Consider the following 16,977-nt stretch of genomic DNA (forward strand, 5'->3'; position numbering starts at 1 on the left):
TATTTGATACAAAAAAGCAAACTAGTCAAATCACTCATTCAGGGGGAAGGCAATCCAGTTCTTTTACTATGCTTTAATTTTTACCAATTAAGAGAATAGTAGACGAATTGCCAATAGCCCTGTAGTGAGCTAAATGCTAAAGAATATAACACTACTTCTTTATTTCTCACAGTCAAAAACGCTCATTTTTGGAAAAAGCAGCGTATCTAAAAATCGAAGGTTTAAACAACTAAGAAATATGTGAATTTGTTTGTAGATAAGGAATAATCTGCTCAACAGGGATAGGGCGGCTAAAGAAATAGCCTTGTAAAAAATCACATTGCTGTTTTTGTAGATAGGCAAATTGTTCTTCTGTTTCTACACCTTCAGCAACAAGTTTAAGCCCCATACTTTTACCCATTGCAATCATGGCATTTACAATAGCTTCTTGTTTGTGATCACCAATTTTAGAAATGAAAGCACGGTCAATTTTTAATACATCAATTGGATATTCTGTTAGGTATGCTAAAGAGGAATAACCTGTACCAAAGTCATCTAGAGCGATTGAAATATCTCGTTGTTTTATCGCATGTAATAGCGTTTTAACATTATCAGTATTGTCTAAAAGGGCGGACTCGGTAATTTCAAGTTCAAGATCTGCACCTTGTATATTGTATTTTTGCAAAACTTCATCTAGATCATTAAGTAATAAGCCTCGATGTATTTGCTGCGCGACAATATTTACAGAGACTTGAATGTTTGTGTAGCCTGCGTTTTTCCATTCTTGTAATTGTTTTCCAACTTTATCTAAAACGACTTTGCCAATATCTGAAATTAGGCTACTACGCTCAGCAAAAGGTATAAACATATTTGGCATGACTAATCCTTTTTCGGGATGTTGCCAACGAATTAATGCTTCAAAACCTATAATGGATTGATCTTGTAGACTAATTTTGGGTTGGTAATAAATGACAAATTCATTATTTTGAATGGCTTTACGTAACTCTTGTTCTAAATCAGCAGTTTTATATGGATGCTCTGCTTTATTGCAATAGTAAGAAATGGTATTGCCTCCTAAGCGTTTTGCTTCTGAAAGTGCTTGTTCTGCATGGTTGTTAAGATGATCAATTTGTCGGCCGTGCTCAGGAAAGCATGCAACACCGATAGATGCCGTAATAAAATATTCGTGATTATCAATATAAAAAGGTGCATTGAGCGCTTGTAAGATGTTTTGGCAATATTGCTCAATATTTGGATGAATTGGAGAAATTTCATAAATAATCGCAAAATCGTCACTATTTAAGTAGGCAACCAAAATTGCATTAATATTAATTAGGCGTAATCGTTGTGCGAACTGTTTAAGAAGTTCATCACCACTATCATTATTTAAAAATTCATTAAACGCACGAAAACGGTCAATGTTTACTCGTATCAATGCTAGATTTTTAATGTTATATGAAGGATTTACAAGATATTGATGTAATTGATTGTAATAGTAAAGACGATTAGGCAAGTGAGTGAGACTATCGTAATTTTTTAAATAGGATAGATGCTGCTCCTGACGTTTTTGCTCAGTAAGGTCACGTGCAAACCCAATATAATTTGTAATTTGATGGAATTCATCTTTGACCACATTGATGTGTAACCACAAATAGACGCTTTTACCAGAACTAAACTTCTCATCAAATTGACCCATATATTCCCCAGTTTCAAGGAGCTGTTGGGTAATTGAGGTATGAAATTGTTGTTGTAATTCTTTTTGATTAATCGTAATGCTAAATAATTCTTTGTTTAGCAGTTCTGATTTAGAAAATCCGGTTAATTTTTCGTAGTAAGGGTTAATATCAATATAGTTCAGGTGTTCATCTAAAATGAAGATGCCTTCGGCTGCTTGTTCAAGCACAATTGCCGATAGTCTTAAGTGTTCTTGGTCTTTTTTCTCTTGATGTATATCTCGGGTCATCCCAACCATACGAAGCGCTTTTTGTGTTTTAGGATCTCTGGTAATGACACGACCTACATCATGAATCCATCGCCATGAACCATCTCGACGTAAAATCCTGAAATTGATATTAAAATGATCAGTAGTTCCTTCCAGATGTTGCTTTAAGCGTTCGTTAAACAGTTTCTTATCACTTGGATGTACGCGGTCTAAAATAGTATTGAGATGAATAATGGTCGTTTGTGTCTGCTTTTGTTGATCGAAAAACGTAATTTCTAATTTTTGATTTTCAATGTCCCAGTCCCAAGGTCGAATGCCTGCCGTTTCATTTGCAAAAGCTAAATTGTAGTGGTGACTTTCGAGTTGTTCATTCATTTTAGTGAGATCGTAAGTGCGTTCACGTACCTTTTGTTCAAGTAAATGATTATTAAATTGGAGCTGGGCTTCAATATCTTTCGATTTATTCACTTCTTGTTGAAGTTGTACGCATAACTCTTCAGCCCATTGGGTATGTTGTTCTGAAATTTGAATGAGCTGTTTATTTCTAAATAATAGTTGAGAAATCTTTTTATAGTTACGTTGAGTTGCATATGCACAGAGTATGGTAGCTACGAAAGCGATGTTATAGGCGAAATAAAAAGGCAGCTGAGTAATGGGGGTATGTGTAAATTGAGCGATTAAGAGGGGTAATGTACTTGGAATAAATAAGAGATAAAAGTATCGAGGTTGTTGCGTTAAAAAAGTCAGTCCAATGATATGGACAGAAGTAATAAACAAAGCAATTAAAATATGAGTATCTGGTAGGGTAATAAGCTCTTGAGGAAGATAAAAATGAATAACCGTAACGGTTGCCCCTAATAAAATTCCTGAAATAAAACAAATGCTTTGTAAGATAAGATCAGCTTTTTTAATAAAGTTAATAGTACGATAATGCGTTAAAATATTCGGAACAAATAATAAAGAGGTAAGAGAGGCAATAGTGAGACCCATAGACCAGTTAAATATTGTTATTGAAGATGAAAAATAATAAGAAAATATAGCGTATGAGATCAGACATAGCAGTATTAAGCTAACCAAATACCAGCGTATATATTGAATTGAAAGTTTTAGCTGCTCAATTTTTGTTTGATGCTGTAAGTATTCTTCCTGAAGCCCAGACATAAGATTTTTCTATCCTATTTTTTACATATATACAGAAAGAATCTGATTTATCAGTGATAAAGAATTTAAAATTTTATTCATACAATAAAACTAAATTAACTTTAAATAGCAATTTAATCAATGTTCAATGAACTTAGGTGGATAAAAACCGATAATTTAAAATAGATAAGGCAACGACAGGCGCAGTTTCTGTACGTAAAACACGGTCACCAATACACCAGTTCATAAAGCCAGCTTGATTGGCTTGAGTAATTTCATTTTCGCTTAGACCACCTTCTGGTCCAATCAGCAAGGCAAGTTCAGGTTGTATGCCAGCTAAAACATCTTTTTGTTCTTTTTCTGGTGCTAAAACAAATTTAGATTGAGGAAGTTCTGAAGAACTTAACCATTCATTAAGAGAAATAGGCGCTAAAACTTCTGGAACTAGGTTTAATCCACATTGTTCGCAGGCTGCAATTGCAACGGCTTGCCAGTGATCTAATTTTTTTTGATCTCGGTCATACTTTAAACGCATTTCACAGCGGTCACTTGTAAGTAACTGAATTTGACTTACTCCAAGTTCAGTTGCTTTCTGAATGGCATAATCCATTCGGTCACCTTTACTCATGACCTGACCAAGAAGGGCTTTGAAGGGGGCGCTACGGTTATTAGGATTAAAATTCTCAATCGTGATAAATGCATTTTTTTTATTAATTTCGGTCAGTGTCGCGAGATATTCGCCGCCTTGACCATTAAATAGAATCGCTTGCTCTTGTAATTGTGCACGTAAAACACGCACCCAATGATGAAATACTGATTCAGTTAGTTGAATAGTTGAACCAACTGTAAGTTCAGTTTCGATAAAAAAACGATTCATTGGGTACGCCTTACAAAATTAATTTAAACCAAGATCAACAACGAGTTGACGAGTTGGTTCGACTTGATTCATTGAATAGAAATGTAAGCTTGGTGCACCACCTGCAATCAGGCGTTCACATAGCTTCACAATAACTTCATGACCAAAAGCTTTAATACTCTCGCTGTCATCGCCATAGGCTTGTAATTGTTTACGGATCCAACGAGGAATTTCTGCGCCAGTACCATCAGCAAAGCGAATTAAGTTGCTGGCATTGGTAATCGGCATGATGCCAGGAGCCACCGGAATATTAACCCCAGCTTTTTCCAGACGCTCAATAAAATAAAAGTATGAATCTGGATTAAAGAAGAATTGAGTAATTCCTGCATTAGCACCAGCTTGAACTTTTTCAATAAAACGTTGGATATCTGCATCAAGATTTTCAGCTTGAGGGTGCATTTCTGGATAAGCTGCAACTTCAATATGGAAATGATCACCTGAATGCTCACGAATAAAACGTACTAAATCTTGAGCATAAGGAAGTTCGCCAAGTCCAACTTGACCAGAAGGTAAGTCACCACGTAAAGCGACAATACGGTTAATGCCTTGTGCTTTATAGAGGTCGAGTAGTTCAGCAATACGCGCTTTATCATCACCAATGCACGAAAGGTGAGGTGCAACTGGTGTACCTTTACCATTGAAATCGTCAATAGCAGCAAGAGTACGTTCGCGAGTAGAGCCACCAGCACCATAGGTAATCGAGAAGAAATCAGGATTTAATAGTTGTAATTCTTGATGAACAATACGAAGTTTTTCAGCACCGGCATCAGTTTTCGGTGGGAAAAACTCAAAAGAAATGGGTATACGTTTAGTCATGTCAAATCCTTGTAAACAGCGAAACAATATTTTTAGAAAAAAGGGCAGTCGGCTCACCGTCTGCCCTTAAATTCTTAGTATTTGTAAGCGTCAGACTTGAATGGTCCCTCAACAGCAACACCTAAATAGCCAGCTTGCTCTTGAGTTAATTGAGTAAGTACACCACCGAAACCTGCAACCATTGCCGCAGCAACTTCTTCATCAAGTTTCTTAGGAAGAACTTCTACACGAATTTTTTCAGCTTTTTCGTTTGCAGGAAGGTCGGCAAATTTCTCTTGGAATAAGTGAATTTGACCTAACACTTGGTTAGCAAAAGAACCATCCATCACGCGTGATGGGTGACCAGTTGCATTACCTAGGTTTACAAGGCGACCTTCAGAAAGAAGAATGAGGTAGTTATTTTCATCTTCTGAACGATAAACTTGGTGAACTTGTGGCTTAACTTCAACCCACTTGTAACCACGTAAATAAGCTGTATCAATTTCTGTGTCGAAGTGACCGATGTTACATACAACTGCACCAGCTTTTAAGCTATCTAACATTGCAGCGTCACATACGTGGTAGTTACCAGTAGTCGTTACAACAAGGTCAGTGTTGCCAAGTAAATCTTGGTTAATATCTTCTTTTTTGCCAGTTTGTACGCCGTTTTTGTATGGAGATACAACTTCATAGCCGTCCATACATGCTTGCATTGCACAAATTGGGTCAACTTCAGTTACACGAACAATCATGCCTTCTTGACGTAAAGATTGAGCAGAACCTTTACCAACGTCACCATAACCGATCACAAGCGCACGACGGCCAGACAAAAGCATGTCAGTTGCGCGTTTGATTGCGTCATTTAATGAGTGGCGGCAGCCATATTTGTTGTCGTTTTTAGATTTAGTAACTGAATCATTTACGTTAATTGCAGGTACTTTCAAAGAACCGTCTTTCCACATTTCGATAAGACGTTGAACACCTGTTGTAGTTTCTTCAGTAATACCGTGAATGCGTTCTAAAAGCGCAGAGTATTTTTCATGAACAAGAGCAGTTAAATCACCACCATCATCCAAGATCATGTTGGCATCCCAAGGTTGACCATTAACATTTACTTGTTGTTCAAGGCACCATACATATTCTTCTTCAGTTTCGCCTTTCCAAGCAAAAACAGGAATACCGCGAGCAGCAATTGCAGCAGCAGCATGGTCTTGAGTCGAGAAAATGTTACATGAAGTCCAACGAACTTCAGCACCTAATTCAACAAGCGTTTCAATAAGAACCGCTGTTTGAATGGTCATGTGAATACAACCAAGGATTTTTGCACCAGCAAGTGGTTTAGACGCTGCATAACGTTTACGTAAACCAATTAAAGCTGGCATTTCTGCTTCAGCAAGTTTGATTTCTTTACGACCGTAGTCAGCAAGAGAGATGTCAGCAACTTTATAATCTGTAAATGAAGCATTAACCGCGTTCATTACGATCTCCTTAATTAAAAATAAAAATTGATCATTATGTTCGCGGATGCCGTTGTTGATTAGAGGCTTATTTTTGAAGGCCGGTCTAACCGAATCGTCGAGCCTAGCGATTTCACATTTATGTACCTGTGAAAAAGTCGCAGCATCCCTCGACTGCGGAGTATTGTACTCACATTTTGGTTTTGTTCCAATGTAGATTGTATAAAAACGTATCAACCGTATTCAGCGGAACGGTGATGTCTTAAACTTGAATGGTGATAAAGATAAATATGTGAAATAAGTGGATGAATGAGAAGTTAGATACTTCAAAAGAAAATATAATCGTTGTATTGGGTGTTCTTGCAGCAGTTTTCGGGCTTTTTTTAATGTTTTTCTATGGAGAGAATTTACGTATTGTTGTTTATGCCATCGGACTTCATTTCACTATTTATTTGTTCATTCTTAGAAAATATATTTCAAGCCATCAGATTTTATTTCATATTCTTTCAATCTTTATTTGTTATGTGCTTTTGCAAATAGTTTGGGGGGCTTCTCCTAAATTACAATTCAAAGAGTTTGAATTGACGCATCCGCATTGGCAGCATGCTTATCAGGTTCAGCTAGTCGACTCACAATCAGACGTTTATCGGCGTTCTAGAAGTGTCAGTTATGCCTATATGCATGTGATTTATCAGTATGAATATCAGGGTCAACATTATTCAGCAGAGCGCAGTGATTTAGTACGTCAATATTCAATGTTGTTGACAGATGAACCCCCGGAACTACGCCAGCTCACAGAATCTAAATTGAAACATCAATTTTTAAATGGTCAGGCTGTGGTATTGGTCAATTCAGCTAAACCGCAAGAATCTATGTTCTTTTATTCGCAACAATGGTTTGATATACGGGGTTCATGGCTTGCAAAGATTTTATGGGGGATACAGTTAGTATCTATCTTTATCTTATTGGCGATTTTGGGCTTAATTATAAAAAAAGTCATCAATCCAAAGAATAAAATTCAAACATGGTCAAAGCGGCAAAGGTATTTATTTATCGCCATTTTCTTTATAGGAGGGTGGACAGTATTGTTTGTAAGCTGGATTTTATTCATGTATATCAAAAATGCACCATGAGGATTTAAGAAATTAAATGCAAATGGCTTTGTTGCATAAAGATTCATAAGTTGAAGCTTTGCTAATAAATCTTAATTTTAGAGATAGATTTATATATCATCCGGCTCATATCATCTTGAGAGTGAACTTATGGCTTTAGAGATTCCTGACTCTTTGCAGAATCTAGAAGCAAACTGTGGTGTTTTTGCGGTTTGGATGGTACTTCAACATCATGGAGTACAAATTGATATTGCTGAGTTGATTAAATTTTGCCGACACGATGAAGGGGGTACCTATACTATTGCTTTAGCTGTGGCTTTAAAGAAATTTGGATTTGACGTGTCATTTCATTCAGATGAAGATCCTAATATTAGCCCAAGCGAACGAATGAGCTATAAAGAAGCAAAGGTATTGAAAATATCAAATGGGCCAGCACTGAGCTATAAAGATATTCAAGCTGAAATTCAAAATGGTAAAATGGTCATTGTCTATTACGATACTTTAGAGGGTGTCGGAAATCAGTCTCTTATCTATTCTATTAACCAAAAAGAAATCTGCTTTTTTGATAGTTTTGAACCGATGTCGGCGGTTGTCTTTGAAAAGCAACGTCAAGTAGACGGGATTTGTCGTCAGGCTATTGTGATTGACGACTGTAATTTTCAAATGCGTTCGACTAAATTAAATTAGCTTAAAAAGAGCCAGTGGGATGCTGGCTCATATTAAAATTATTTTTGTTGATATTCTTGAATCACTTCTAAAGCGGCGCGAAAGGCTTCTTGTGTAGCAGGGGCGCCGCAATATGGCAGACTGTGCAATAAAGTTTCCTGAATCTCTTCAACTGTACAACCATTGTTGAGTGCACCACGAATATGGCCTTTGAGTTCAGTTGGTGATTTAAGTGCGGTTAACATTGCCAAAGTAATTAATGAACGATATTTACGTGGGAGCACGCCTTCACGTTGCCACGTCGAACCCCATGCATGTTCATTAATCCAGTCTTGCAAAGGCTGGGTAAAGGGTACGGTATTTTCTTGGGCACGTTTTACAAAAGCTTCTCCCATCACTTCTGTGCGAACTTTTAATCCATTTTCGTAATCTTGTTTAGACATTAATTTCTCCTAAAAATAAAAGCGTCGATTGACGCTTTTATGGCTGTTTATTAATTAATCCGAATCAAGTGTGATTGCAATAGTGAATTAGTGGAGGCGTCAGTCACTAAATTTGATGAGGGTTCGATAAAGGAAGGTCTTTATTTAAATTTTCATCAAATACATCTGTAAGCATGCTGTCGAATCGAATTGCGTTATATTGCAATAATTGTTGAGCTTCACTTTCAGTAATAAAACCTTCTTTTATCGTTTGTGCAATATTCTCTTCGAAAGTAAGTCCTGTAAATTTGCCTTTAGATTCAGCTTTTTTAAACTTATCCCAAAGAGGTTCAAGCGTTCTTAAAATTTGAAATGTATGTTCTAAACGCCCAGTCACATCATCAGCTTTGGTTGAATAAAATACGTGATGCTTAAGCTGTTCTCTGAAAGGATGCTCTTGCATCATAAGTTCAGCGACTTGTTGTTTTAACTCGTCATCTGGTTTTGAAATGATACGACCAAAAGGGAAACAGATCCATTTTACAAATGCTGCTGGAAGTTTAGCTGGGAAGTTTTCAAATAATCCCCAAAATGCTTCCTGAATATTTAAGAAAGCTTTTTGTAGAGCTAATTTGGCGTGAAGTTGTTCAGCTTCAGTTTTTTGTCCAGCTTCATAAAATTTTAAAATTGCAGTGGAAATAAAAAGGTGTGCATGAATATCTGCCAAGCGTCCTGATAACATTTCTTTGCGTTTTAAGTCTCCTGCAAGTAAACCAAGTGACATATCAGAAACAAGTGCAAAGTTGGCACTAAAACGGTTAATCGTTTTGTAGTAACTGGCCGTAAATTGATCTACTGATTGAGGGGCATCGCTTGAGCCACCTGTCCAACCATAAGCAAATGATTTTGCACCACGGTTAAAGGTATAGGCTAAATGTTTAAATAATAAATCATCGAATTTTTTGACTGAAGTATTCTTATCTTCAGATTGAAGGAGTTGTAACTCTTCAAAAAGATAAGGGTGACAACGCATTGAACCTTGACCAAAAATCATCAATGAGCGGGTCAAAATATTTGCGCCTTCTACCGTAATTGCAATTGGAATTGCTTGATAGGTAAGGGCAAGGAAGTTACGTGGTCCAAGTTGAATAGCACGTCCTCCGGCAATATCCATTCCGTGATTGACGACTTTACGCATCGTTTCAGTAGCATAATATTTTGCCATGGCAGTCATTACAGCAGGTGTTCCACCTTGGTTTAGGCCACATGTGACTAAATAACGGAATGCTTCAAGCATGTAGGCATCGCTGGCAATTTCACTAGTCGCTTCTTGTACGCCTTCAAATTTGCCGACTGAAATATTGAACTGTTGGCGAATTTTCGCAAAAGCACCAACGGTTAAATAGCTCATTTCACCTGCGGCTGTTGCTAAAGCAGGAAGGGAAATACCACGGCCAACGCCTAAGCACTCCATCAGCATTCGCCAGCCTTTACCGGCATTTTCTTGCCCACCAATAATCCAGTCAATAGGAATGAAAACATCTTCTCCTTCTACGGTTCCGTTCATAAATGGAGAACCTGGGAAATGACGCGCTCCTATTTTTACGCCTGCATGACTGGCAGGAATGAGTGCACAAGTTATACCGTAGTCTGTTTTATTTTTATCGCCGAGTAACCCTTCAGGGTCATATAGTTTAAATGCAAGACCTACGACTGTGGCAATCGGGGCAAGGGTAATCCAGCGTTTAGAGAAATTCATGCGCAGACCAAGAACTTGAGCACCTTCATATTCGCCGTAGCAAACAACACCCGAATCTGGAATGGCACCAGCATCTGAACCTGCTTCTGGGCTGGTTAAACCAAAGCATGGGATTTCTTCACCTTTAGCAAGGCCCGGTAAATATTGTTGCTTTTGCGCATCGGTACCGTAGTGCATGAGTAGCTCACCCGGTCCCAACGAATTTGGAACCATACAGCTCACAGCAGTGGTGAGTGAGCGTGAAGCAATTTTGCTCATAATACGGCTTTGGGCAAACGAGCTAAATTCTTTTCCACCAAAGGATTTTGGAATAATGAGGCCTAAAAAACCTTTATCTTTAATAAATTGCCAAACCTCTGGTGGAAGATCTTTTAAATGGTGATGAATTTCCCACTCATTGAGCATGCTACAAAGTAGCTCAACTTCATTGTCGATAAAACTTTGCTCTTCTTCTGACAATGTTGGGTAGGGATACTTTTCAAATTGAGACCAATCAGGCGCTCCCATAAATAACTCTTTTTCCCACCAACTGGTACCTGCCTCTAAAGCTTCTTGTTCAGTAGTACTGATGCTTGGCATTGAGTTTGCTAAAGTCTTATAGGCTGGCTTGGTAATCAGGTTAAATCGTAATGGTTCAACTAAAATAATGATGCTGAGCGCAATAATTGGAATACCTAAAAGCAGTGACCATGGTGTTAGCAAGAATGCCGAAAGTAGGGCAACAATAATCGCCACACCGCTACCAAGAACTTTATTTAAGTTAAAATAGAAAATTGCCCATACTGCAATAAGCTGAATAATAATACTTAATATAAAGAGTAGGAAAATCATACTTGCTCCTTACTAGATAAGCCCTCAGGTGGATGACGTTACAAAAGTGAGGAGAGATTTAAGGCTTAACTAGCTGTTTAGTTGCTGTTTAAATTTGAGTTTTTATGTCGCAAATATTGATGTATATGCTAGAGCAGGGATATATCGTACTTTTAGGTATAAGATATTTTTGAGTGAAAGTGTAATGGGTTGTTATATCGATTTGTCAAGAAATGTTATTGATTTTCTTATACAAATAAAAAGCCCTCTGTGTTAGAGGGCTTTTTATAGATATTTAATTTATTAAGCTTCGATAGTTTGAACAGCGATTTTTTTAGCTGGATCTACTTTACGACGAACTTCTGGTACTGGTTCACCGTGATATTGACGATCAGCAAAGTAACTTGAACGAACCATTGGTGCAGACCAAATATTTCTAAAACCAAGTTTGCGGCCATGCTCTGCATAACGTTCAAACTCTTCTGGCGTTACAAAGCGGTCAATTGGCGCGTGTTGTTTAGAAGGCTGTAAATATTGACCAATAGTCACATAGTCAACATCGTGAGCACGTAAGTCATCGAGTAATGCAATTACTTCTTCTTCAGTTTCACCAATACCGACCATCAAACCACATTTTGTAGGGATGTCTGGGCAGTATTCTTTAAACATTTTTAATAAGGTTAAAGAGTGTTGATAGTCTGAACCTGGGCGCATTGCTTTATATAAGCGCGGTACAGTCTCAATGTTATGGTTAAATACATCAGGTGGACATTCAGTCATAATGCGTAAAGCAATATCCATACGTCCACGGAAGTCTGGTACTAAAATCTCAAGCAATGTCGTCGGACTAAGCGCGCGAGCTTCTTTAATACAGTCCACAAAGTGTTGTGCACCGCCATCAAGCAAGTCGTCACGGTCAACAGAAGTAATTACTGCGTATTTGAGTTTAAGATTAGAAATAGTTTCTGCCATGTGACGAGGTTCGTCAGCATCGAGTGCATTTGGACGACCATGTGCTACATCACAGAAAGGGCAACGGCGTGTACAAATATCGCCCATAATCATGAATGTTGCCGTACCGCCACCAAAACATTCTGGCAGGTTAGGACAAGCAGCTTCTTCACAAACGGTATGGAGTTTTTGAGCACGTAAAGTCGTTTTAATACGCTGAACTTCTTCTGGTGCTGTCATCTTGACACGAATCCAGTCAGGTTTACGCGGCACTTCAACCGTAGGTACAACTTTTACAGGAATTCTTGCGACTTTTTCTGCGCCACGAAGTTTTACACCCTGTTCAGGTTTACGGTGTTCTGACATATCTAACTTTTCCACTCGTTTATAGAGACATTGACATTGTATTATAGCGAAGTTCTTCAGTTAATAGCGGAAAATAACTATTCATATAATAAATGTGGCTATTCAGAAATATAGGGTTGAGAAATACATAAATTCACCGCATATTAGTCATAATCTATTATAAAATATGGTCATTCAAGAGAGGAAGGAGCTTTCAATGCCACGTAAAAAAGAGGTCGTTAGTGGGAATTTCGTTAAATACGATGCGGTAGTTCTCGGTTCTGGACCTGCGGGTGAAGGCGCGGCAATGAAGCTTTCAAAAGCTGGTAAGCGTGTTGCAATTGTAGATGTGCGTGATCAACTTGGTGGTAACTGTGCGCACGTAGGAACGATTCCAAGTAAAGCATTGCGTCAAACAGTTTCTAGTATTATTCGCTATCAGCGTGATCCAATGTTTCAAAAAGTAGGTGAATGGAAACAGTTCACCATGAAACAAGTTTTGCGTAATGCACACAAAGTGATTCAGCAGCAGGTTGATACACATACACGTTTCTATGACCGCAACAAGATTGGTGTCTTCCACGGTCGTGCATATATTCAAGATAAAAACACAGTGTTAGTTTTTAGTCATGAAGGCATTAAAGAAACAATTATCTGTAAACAAGTTGTGATTGCGACGGGTAGCCGTCCTTATCATCCGCAAGGTCTCGATTTTGATCATCCTCGCGTGTTTGATTCAGATAAAATTCTTGATCTTGATTACTCAATTCAAAAAATCATCATTTATGGTGCAGGCGTTATTGGCTGTGAATATGCTTCAATCTTCATTGGTTTAGATCATAAAGTTGACTTGATCAATACTCAGCAAAAACTTTTAAGCTATTTAGATGATGAAATTGCTGATGCTTTGTCTTATCACTTACGTGAACAAGGTGTGTTAATTCGTCACAACGAACAAATGGATCATCTTGAAACGTTTGATGACCATGTTGTTTTACATTTACAAAGTGGTAAAAAGATTAAAGCCGATGCCATTCTTTGGTGTAATGGTCGTTCAGGTAATACAGAAGGCTTAGGTCTTGAGAACGTTGGATTAGTTCCAAACAACCGCGGTCAGCTTTCAGTAAATGATCAATATCAAACTGAAGTTGAAAACATCTATGCTGCTGGTGATGTAATTGGTTGGCCATCCCTTGCTTCTGCTGCTTATGACCAAGGGCGCTGTGCTGGTGCAAACATGAGTGGTGAAGATGCGAAGCCAGTACGTGATATCCCAACAGGTATCTATACCATTCCAGAAATCTCATCAATTGGTAAAAATGAACAGGAATTAACGGAAGAGAAAATTCCGTATGAAGTAGGTCAAGCTTCTTTCCGTCATTTGGCTCGTGCACAAATTACCGGTGATACAGTGGGTGAGTTAAAAATTCTTTTCCACCGTGACACTATGGAAATTTTAGGTATTCACTGTTTTGGTAATAACGCTGCCGAAATTATCCACATTGGGCAAGCAGTTATGCACAGCCCGAATAATACCTTGAAATATTTTGTTGAAACGACATTTAACTATCCAACAATGGCTGAAGCATATCGTGTAGCTGCACTAAATGGTATGAATCGTCTGTTTTGATTTTAAATAAGTTTTCAATAAAAAAGCCTGCAAATTTGCGGGCTTTTTTATTTTCATTAGATCATAGGTTTTTTATATTTTTATGACAATCCAAAGTATGATTTCAGCTTTTAATCTTACTAGTGTGCACAAAATGCTTGGTTAAAATATTCAAATAAATCTGGTGTTTGTTTCCATAAAATTATAGAAAGCACCAAAAATGCAGCTATGAAAAAAGTCATAATTGTTTTCAAAAGTAAGGCATTATGCGTCATGAATAACAGCCTCCTCATTCACAAAGAAATGTACGATTACACCTAATATACTCAATGCAATAGAACATAGCCAAATCGCATTGTAATTACCTGTTAAGTCATGGTTAACACCGCCAAGCCAACCGCCAAAGAAAGAACCGACTTGATGGGTGAAAAACACAATGCCACTTAGCATTGAAAGGTATTTAACACCAAACATATTTGCCACGATGCCGTTCGTGAGCGGAACAGTAGAGAGCCATAAAAGGCCCATAATGATACCAAAAGCATATACCGTATAAGTGCTTAAAGGTAATAACAAAAAGGCAATGATTGCAATGCCACGGCTGCCGTAAAGCGCCATTAATAATTTGGGTTTTGAGAAACGGTCTCCTAACCAACCCGCGCCGTAAGTCCCAACAATGTTAAATAGTCCTACGAGTGCCAGAAATACAGTACCTGTAGCTGCATCAAAGCCATGGTCGATTAAATAGCCGGGTAAATGTACACCTAAGAAAACAACTTGGAATCCACATACTAAAAAACCTAAAGCTAACCACCAAAAAGGTTTATGTTTTCTGGCAATATTTAGTACTTGTTTAAATGTGAGCTGAGGCTGGACGATTGCTTTTGGCGCTTGATTAGTTGGTCCTTTTAACATCCATGCTAGTGGAATAATAAGAGAAATTAAAAGTGCGCTGACCATTAGGGCTGCTGACCATCCCACATTTTTGAGTAAGAGAAGGGTAGATGGCAACATAATAAACTGACCGAAAGAACCCGCTGCGCTCGCAATTCCCATTGCCATACTTCTTTTTTCTGGGGGGGCAGCTCGACCTACGGCACTAAGTAAGACAGTAAAAGAGGTCGCTGATAAAGCTAAGCCAATAATCAACCCTAGGCTTAAGTTTAAGATTAATACGTTTGAACTAAAGGCCATTAAGAGTAAGCCGAGGGCATAAAGTAGTCCCCCAACTGCAACCACAATTTTACTGCCATATTTGTCTGCAATTGCACCAGTAAATGGTTGAATAACTCCCCAGATCAGGTTTTGCATGGCTATAGCGAGACTAAAAATGTGTTGGCCCCAACCGAACTCATGGCTCATCGGTACAAGATAGAGACCGAAACCATGCCTGACACCTAAAGAGAGTGCCAAAATAAGGGCGCTACCAATCAGCATATAGATGAGGGGCTGGGAAAAGTGATTGCCAGTTTTAGTCATGATTAATGGAAAATTATAATAATGTGATGATTTATTGTAGAAGATATATCGAGGAATATCGATATATCTGAAGAGAATATTTAAGAAGAATTAAAAAGTTTGTAAGGGTCGTATTTTATGATAAGAAAATTGAAGAAGCAGAAATTAAAATGATTTCTGCTTCTTCTAAAAATTAAGCTGCCGAATTACGTTCAAGTAGGGCTTGTTCAAACAGAACTTTTTCTTTTTCTTTATGTTCGGTTGTGAAGCGAATTAAAATTACGCTACAACCTGCGACCATAACTAAACCACCTAAAATAAACAGGCAAGTTTGAACATCAAGTAAGCCTTTAAGTAAGAAACCTGCTGCGACAGCACCAACATTACCGCCTGCACCAATAATTCCTGCAACACCACCTAATGCATTACGATCGATAAATGGCACGAGTGCGTAAGTTGCTCCACATGCCATATGTGTAAACAGTGCAAAAATGGTCATCGAAATAATTGCGAGCGCAACAGCATTCATTTGTGAGAAGAGTATTAAGAATAAACCTTCACCCAAAATCAGGAGTACAAGTACTTTCGTGCGACCATCTAAGCCTTTTTTGAGTGCAACCTTATCAGAAATGATACCGCCTAGTGCGCGAGCAAATAATGCGAGTAGACCAAAGATTCCAGCAGTTAGACCAGCGGTTTTTAAATCCATTTTGAACTGATCAACATAGTACATTGCTGCAACGTTATGGATAAAAATCTCAATACCAAAACTTGCGCCATATGCTAAAAATAAAATCCAGACACGATAGTTACGAGCTGCTTGCATTAAAATGGCAGTACCACCTTTTTTACCACTACCGACTTCAATACCTTGTGCGCGAACTTCTTTAAAGTTCCCTTGAGGACAGTCTTGAGTTAATTTCCAGTAAAGAATGCCAACAATAACCATCATTACGCCAGGTACGATTAATGCCACGCGCCATCCCATGGTTTGTTCAACACCAAACATCACAATTGCACCGAGCAATAAAGGCATTAAAGCTTGGGTTGCACCACCGCCAGCATTTCCCCAACCAGCCGAGGCTGCGTTTGCTGTCCCTACTATATTAGGAGCAAACATGACACTTGTATGGTATTGAGTAATGACGAAGCTTGCACCAATCGCACCAATGAGTAAGCGAAAGAACAGAAAAGATTCATAACTATTGGCAGCAGCTACACCAAAGACTGGGATACTACCAACTAATAGGAGAGTGGTGTACGTAATACGTGGGCCATATTTGTCGCAGAGTGGTCCGACAATAAGTCGAACTAAAATAGTAATGGCAACAGCAGCAATATTAATATTAGCAATTTGATCTTTTGTTAAGCCAAACTCACCTTTAATCACGGGCATTAATGGTGCACATGCAAACCATGCAAAGAAGCAAACAAAGAAAGCAAGCCATGTCATGTGGAAGGCACGCATTGCTGGAGTTGAAAAACTGAATAATTTAATTTCAGTTGCTTTTTTTGCATCTAACTGGATATTTGAAGACATACGCCGTCCCCCTGAACTGAACGAAATTTAATTTGCAGGGCAATTTATTGCCTGTATGCAGACCGATCAGAGCGGA

The 16,977-nt window shown here is 38.2% G+C and carries 12 protein-coding genes; 3 read left to right on the top strand and 9 right to left on the bottom strand.

Annotated features, from left to right (window positions below):
- Positions 1-229: 229 nt before the first annotated feature.
- From MMY79_RS05575 to ahcY, 4 genes are all read right to left on the bottom strand, one after another.
- A complete protein-coding gene (locus tag MMY79_RS05575; RefSeq protein ID WP_252612459.1) occupies positions 230-3,082 on the bottom strand; it encodes an EAL domain-containing protein in 2,853 nt (950 codons plus the stop codon).
- A 133-nt stretch (positions 3,083-3,215) separates the two neighbouring features.
- The gene (locus MMY79_RS05580) at positions 3,216-3,938 is read right to left on the bottom strand and encodes a 16S rRNA (uracil(1498)-N(3))-methyltransferase (protein WP_252612460.1); all 723 of its coding nucleotides are present in this window, start codon (positions 3,936-3,938) and stop codon (positions 3,216-3,218) included.
- 18 nt (positions 3,939-3,956) lie between these two features.
- Positions 3,957-4,793 (bottom strand): methylenetetrahydrofolate reductase [NAD(P)H], encoded by an 837-nt coding sequence (gene metF, locus MMY79_RS05585; RefSeq protein ID WP_252612461.1) that lies wholly within the window; start codon positions 4,791-4,793, stop codon positions 3,957-3,959.
- 74 nt (positions 4,794-4,867) lie between these two features.
- Entirely contained in the window at positions 4,868-6,250 is a 1,383-nt protein-coding gene (gene ahcY / locus MMY79_RS05590) for an adenosylhomocysteinase (RefSeq protein WP_252612462.1), read from the bottom strand.
- 284 nt (positions 6,251-6,534) lie between these two features.
- Between ahcY and MMY79_RS05595 the strand changes: the two genes are divergently transcribed.
- Positions 6,535-7,362, top strand: coding sequence for a hypothetical protein (locus tag MMY79_RS05595; RefSeq protein ID WP_252612463.1), 828 nt, complete (start codon positions 6,535-6,537; stop codon positions 7,360-7,362).
- Positions 7,363-7,491: 129 nt separating this feature from the next.
- Complete coding sequence (locus tag MMY79_RS05600; protein ID WP_252612464.1) at positions 7,492-8,028, top strand: cysteine peptidase family C39 domain-containing protein; 537 nt, start codon at positions 7,492-7,494, stop codon at positions 8,026-8,028.
- 38 nt (positions 8,029-8,066) lie between these two features.
- On the opposite strand, the gene MMY79_RS05605 is transcribed toward MMY79_RS05600, so the two are convergent.
- The 3 genes from MMY79_RS05605 to lipA form a co-directional block, all read right to left on the bottom strand.
- The gene (locus MMY79_RS05605) at positions 8,067-8,450 is read right to left on the bottom strand and encodes a carboxymuconolactone decarboxylase family protein (RefSeq protein WP_049837127.1); all 384 of its coding nucleotides are present in this window, start codon (positions 8,448-8,450) and stop codon (positions 8,067-8,069) included.
- A 106-nt stretch (positions 8,451-8,556) separates the two neighbouring features.
- The gene (locus tag MMY79_RS05610; RefSeq protein WP_252612465.1) at positions 8,557-11,019 is read right to left on the bottom strand and encodes an acyl-CoA dehydrogenase; all 2,463 of its coding nucleotides are present in this window, start codon (positions 11,017-11,019) and stop codon (positions 8,557-8,559) included.
- 282 nt (positions 11,020-11,301) lie between these two features.
- Entirely contained in the window at positions 11,302-12,315 is a 1,014-nt protein-coding gene (gene lipA, locus MMY79_RS05615; protein ID WP_252612466.1) for a lipoyl synthase, read from the bottom strand.
- 196 nt (positions 12,316-12,511) lie between these two features.
- On the opposite strand from lipA, the gene sthA reads away from it, so the two are divergent.
- Positions 12,512-13,924, top strand: a complete 1,413-nt coding sequence (sthA, locus tag MMY79_RS05620) for a Si-specific NAD(P)(+) transhydrogenase (protein ID WP_016137510.1) — start codon at positions 12,512-12,514, stop codon at positions 13,922-13,924.
- 243 nt (positions 13,925-14,167) lie between these two features.
- On the opposite strand, the gene MMY79_RS05625 is transcribed toward sthA, so the two are convergent.
- Both MMY79_RS05625 and MMY79_RS05630 read right to left on the bottom strand, forming a co-directional pair.
- Complete coding sequence (locus tag MMY79_RS05625) at positions 14,168-15,382, bottom strand: MFS transporter (RefSeq protein ID WP_252612467.1); 1,215 nt, start codon at positions 15,380-15,382, stop codon at positions 14,168-14,170.
- Positions 15,383-15,554: 172 nt separating this feature from the next.
- Complete coding sequence (locus tag MMY79_RS05630) at positions 15,555-16,901, bottom strand: MFS transporter (RefSeq protein WP_252612468.1); 1,347 nt, start codon at positions 16,899-16,901, stop codon at positions 15,555-15,557.
- Between the last annotated feature and the right edge of the window lie 76 nt (positions 16,902-16,977).

It is taken from the genome of Acinetobacter sp. XS-4 (assembly GCF_023920705.1).
GTDB lineage: Bacteria > Pseudomonadota > Gammaproteobacteria > Pseudomonadales > Moraxellaceae > Acinetobacter.

Excerpts from the sequence above, each read along its gene's own strand:
- MMY79_RS05575 (WP_252612459.1), bottom strand. The coding sequence starts at position 3,082 with ATGTCTGGGCTTCAGGAAGAATACTTACAGCATCAAACAAAAATTGAG.
- MMY79_RS05580 (WP_252612460.1), bottom strand. The coding sequence starts at position 3,938 with ATGAATCGTTTTTTTATCGAAACTGAACTTACAGTTGGTTCAACTATT.
- metF (WP_252612461.1), bottom strand. The coding sequence starts at position 4,793 with ATGACTAAACGTATACCCATTTCTTTTGAGTTTTTCCCACCGAAAACT.
- ahcY (WP_252612462.1), bottom strand. The coding sequence starts at position 6,250 with ATGAACGCGGTTAATGCTTCATTTACAGATTATAAAGTTGCTGACATC.
- MMY79_RS05595 (WP_252612463.1), top strand. The coding sequence starts at position 6,535 with ATGAATGAGAAGTTAGATACTTCAAAAGAAAATATAATCGTTGTATTG.
- MMY79_RS05600 (WP_252612464.1), top strand. The coding sequence starts at position 7,492 with ATGGCTTTAGAGATTCCTGACTCTTTGCAGAATCTAGAAGCAAACTGT.
- MMY79_RS05605 (WP_049837127.1), bottom strand. The coding sequence starts at position 8,450 with ATGTCTAAACAAGATTACGAAAATGGATTAAAAGTTCGCACAGAAGTG.
- MMY79_RS05610 (WP_252612465.1), bottom strand. The coding sequence starts at position 11,019 with ATGATTTTCCTACTCTTTATATTAAGTATTATTATTCAGCTTATTGCA.
- lipA (WP_252612466.1), bottom strand. The coding sequence starts at position 12,315 with ATGTCAGAACACCGTAAACCTGAACAGGGTGTAAAACTTCGTGGCGCA.
- sthA (WP_016137510.1), top strand. The coding sequence starts at position 12,512 with ATGCCACGTAAAAAAGAGGTCGTTAGTGGGAATTTCGTTAAATACGAT.
- MMY79_RS05625 (WP_252612467.1), bottom strand. The coding sequence starts at position 15,382 with ATGACTAAAACTGGCAATCACTTTTCCCAGCCCCTCATCTATATGCTG.
- MMY79_RS05630 (WP_252612468.1), bottom strand. The coding sequence starts at position 16,901 with ATGTCTTCAAATATCCAGTTAGATGCAAAAAAAGCAACTGAAATTAAA.